Consider the following 3,404-nt stretch of genomic DNA (forward strand, 5'->3'; position numbering starts at 1 on the left):
AATCGAGCGGGCACTGTCCGCGGCGCGAGCCCGGTAGTCCCCGCCGCGGGCCGCCTACTTGCGCGGCCAGTCGAAACGGGCGAGCCCGAAGCGTGGCCGAGCAACAGCGCCAACACTTCCGGTCGGCTGTTTGCGTCCGAGTTGGCGACGACGGGGCACTGTCGCCTGCGGGCCGGGTAGCTCCGCGTGCTGCCGAGCCGGTCACACGACCGGGCGGGGCCAATAGCGTGACACGCTGTCGCCGGCCGACCGGCACGCCGTGCAGCCGGTCGGTCGGTCGGCCGGTCGCCCGATCGGTCGGCAAGCCGCAGCTCATCGATGACCTCGACCGCGCACAGTCCGCGCGGTACGCCGAATAGCCTCGGCCGGGGCCGCCGTGCGATGGGCCAGTAGCTCCGCAGGCCTTCTACCTCCTACCTCCGCGTACCGCGTGGGCCGGGTGGTGGGTCAGCGACCGGGACGCTGCGCGGGAGCGGTGATCAGCGGGAGATCGAGCGCGGTGAGAATTCCGGCGGGCGCCGCGACCACGGCTGGAATCGCGTTGACGATGCGCAGGCCGGTCGCCAGCACGGTCGCGTAGTTGTGATCCCCGTTGCGGCTCGAGGTCACCAAGTCCAACGCGTAATTGGGCTCGCCGGTGATCTCGACCCGGTAGGAGCCCTCCGGGTCCGCCGGTTGGGGCCAGTCCGGGCACAGGTCGGGGCGCAGCCTGGTCACGTGCTCGAGGACCGTGACGGGCACGTCTCCGACCATGCCCCGCACTTCGAAACGCAGTGCCGCCGCGGTTCCTTCGGCGATGTGCCCAGTCGCGATGTCGAACGACTCCGGCGCCGCGATCCGCTCGTAAGATTGCGTGACGGCGTCGAGGGTGACCCCGATCCCGGCCGCGAGCTGGCGAACCGTGCCGCCCCAGGCGAGCGACAGCACGCCGGGCTGCAACAGCATGGGGATCTCGTCGAGTGGCTTGCCGAAGCCCATGATGTCGAACATGACCGCGCGGTTGTCGTAGCTGGCGTAGTCCACGATCTCCAGACAGCGCAGCTGATCGATGCGCAGACAGGTCCCCGCGAGCGCGAGCGGCAGGAGGTCGTTGGCGAAACCGGGGTCGATGCCGTTCACCCACAGCGACGAATTGCCCTGCGCGGCCGCCTCCTGCACCGGCTTCAGCAACTCGTCGGGCAGCACGCCGTAGGGGTACTGGAAGAACACGGGTGCGCACGCGACGACATTGATCCCGGCGGCCAGGATGCGTTGCAGATCCTGTACGGCTTCGAACAGCCGGTTGTCGGTCATGCAGCAGTAGACGACGCAGTCCGGACGCGACGCGAGCAATGCCTCCGCGTCGGTCGTCGCGGCGACGCCAACGGGCTGATCGAGCCCCGCGAGCGTCCCCGCGTCCGCTCCGCTCTTGGCACCGGACACCCACACGCCGGTCAATTCCAGGTCGGGATGGGCGATTACGCCGGCCAATGCATGCTTGCCCACATTGCCGGTGCCCCATTGCACTACGCGATATGTCATGTCACAGGTCCGGGATCGGAAGGTCGAGGTTGGGAACGATCAAACCGCCGTCGGGCTCGAGAATCTTGCCGGTGAGGTACTTCCCCGCAGGGGACACCAGATAGAGCGCGGCCGCTGCGATGTCCTCCGGTTCGCCGATGCGATGCAGCGGTGTCTTCGACTCCAATTCGGTACGTATGGCGTCGTTTCCGGCGACGACCTCCAGTGCGGAGGTCAGGATCGAGCCCGGCGCGATGGCGTTGACCCGGATACGCGGATTGAGGTCGAGAGCGGCGAGCTTGGTGTAATGGGCCAGAGCCGCCTTGGCGGTGCCGTATGCCGCGAACGCTCGTCCGGGGAGCCGCCCCATCGTGGACGTGATGTTGAGAATCGAGCCGCCGCCCGCTGTTTCGAGCATGCGCGGCACCGCGGCGCGGACCAAGGCGTGCGCGTTCGAGACATTGAAGTCGAAGGCGTCCCGCAGTGCCTGCGGCGTCGTGTCCAGCAGCGGGCACGGCAGTGCGCCGCCCACGTTGTTCACCACGATGTCCAATCGCCCGAAGCGTTCGACCGCCGCTTCGGCGAGTGCCGCTGTGGCCTCGGCGTCGCTCAGATCCGCGGGCACCACGTGGGCCTGTCGGCCGGTGGCGGAAACCCGCTCGGCTACCTCATCGAGCTGGCTTTTGGTTCGTGCGGCGATGACGACATTCGCACCCGCCTCCGCGAACGCAACCGCTATCGCCGCGCCCAGGCCACGACCTGCGCCGGTGACTATCGCGACCTGATCATCGATCCGGAACCGATCCAGAATCATTCACGCTCCTCAGCGCCCAGCTGACGAATATTCGACAGCACGTGATCTAATATTCGTCATCGTAAGTCGCTCACCGAGCCGGGACAAGGGGTTGCCATCATGCCGGACCGATCTGCGTCGCCGCCCACGCGGCGCGTCGTCGACATCGTGTCGCTACTGGCGACCTCCGGGGAGCCGATCAGCGTCGCGGGCATCGCCGAACGGCTGGGCATCGCGCGCGCGACCGCGACCGCGATCCTGGTCGAGTTGGACGCGGCCGGTTGGGTCGTGCGCGATCCGGCTCGTGGTTACGGCATCGGCCCGGCGCTGGTGGGATTGCGCGGCGCCGCGCTTCCACAGGACGTGGGCGAGCTCCTCGCCGGTCTCGCTGCCCGGACCGGCTATGGCGCCACGTTCAGCCGCATCGAGCCGGACCGGCTCACCGTGCTCGACGTCCGGCACGGCGTCGACCGGGCGGTGCCGGGAATCCCGGTGGGACATCGTATTCCGCTCCAATTCCCGGCCGGCGCGAGTGTGATGCCGTGGCGTCCGGCAAAGGAGCAGAATACGTGGCTGAACACCGCCGACGAGGCGGATCAACGCATCGTCGGCGCGCTGCTGGCACTGGTGCGTGAACGCGGGGTCGCGGTGTTCCGGCCGCGCGCCGACGATGCGGGCCTGGTCGACCTGCTCGCCGATCTGCTCGGCGCGGTCGGATCCGAATTGCTGCGACCGCATCTGCGTACTCGCGCGCTGCGCCAGCTCGCCGCGCTCACGTCCCGGCCTTTCACGCGGGCGGAGCTGGATTCGGATGAGATATTGCCGCTGAGTTATCTCGCGGCCCCGGTTTTCGATGCGAGCGGCACTGCGGCCTACGAAGTTCAGCTGGGGCCATTGCAGGTGGCGACGACGCGCGTGGAACGCGATGAATTCGTCGATGCGACCCGCAGCGCGGCAGCCGAATTGACGAACGCGCTCACCGCCGGTCGGCATGGAAAGTAATTCTGTGCATAAATGACGAAAGGCCCTCGACGGTGTCGAGGGCCTTTCGTGAAAGGATGTTCCGGCGGTGTCCTACTCTCCCACACCCTGTCGAGTGCAGTACCATCGG

The 3,404-nt window shown here is 67.9% G+C and carries 3 protein-coding genes; 1 reads left to right on the forward strand and 2 read right to left on the reverse strand.

Going from position 1 to position 3,404, the window contains the following annotated elements; translation table 11 throughout:
• Positions 1–447: 447 nt before the first annotated feature.
• Positions 448–1,521 (reverse strand): diacylglycerol kinase, encoded by a 1,074-nt coding sequence (locus tag ACIHAX_RS37385; RefSeq protein ID WP_397282375.1) that lies wholly within the window; start codon positions 1,519–1,521, stop codon positions 448–450.
• A gap of 1 nt (position 1,522) precedes the next feature.
• Positions 1,523–2,314, reverse strand: coding sequence for an SDR family oxidoreductase (locus ACIHAX_RS37390; RefSeq protein WP_397282377.1), 792 nt, complete (start codon positions 2,312–2,314; stop codon positions 1,523–1,525).
• Between the two features lie 99 nt (positions 2,315–2,413).
• Here ACIHAX_RS37390 and ACIHAX_RS37395 point away from each other — a divergent pair, with 99 nt between their 5' ends.
• Positions 2,414–3,295: a helix-turn-helix domain-containing protein gene (locus tag ACIHAX_RS37395; RefSeq protein WP_397282379.1), complete on the forward strand. Its 882-nt coding sequence runs from the start codon at positions 2,414–2,416 to the stop codon at positions 3,293–3,295.
• The last annotated feature ends 109 nt before the right edge of the window (positions 3,296–3,404 follow it).

This window comes from Nocardia sp. NPDC051929 (genome assembly GCF_044548645.1).
Lineage (GTDB): Bacteria > Actinomycetota > Actinomycetes > Mycobacteriales > Mycobacteriaceae > Nocardia > Nocardia sichangensis.

Coding starts and splice junctions, on each gene's coding strand:
- ACIHAX_RS37385 (WP_397282375.1), bottom strand. CDS start 1,521: ATGACATATCGCGTAGTGCAATGGGGCACCGGCAATGTGGGCAAGCAT.
- ACIHAX_RS37395 (WP_397282379.1), top strand. CDS start 2,414: ATGCCGGACCGATCTGCGTCGCCGCCCACGCGGCGCGTCGTCGACATC.
- ACIHAX_RS37390 (WP_397282377.1), bottom strand. CDS start 2,314: ATGATTCTGGATCGGTTCCGGATCGATGATCAGGTCGCGATAGTCACC.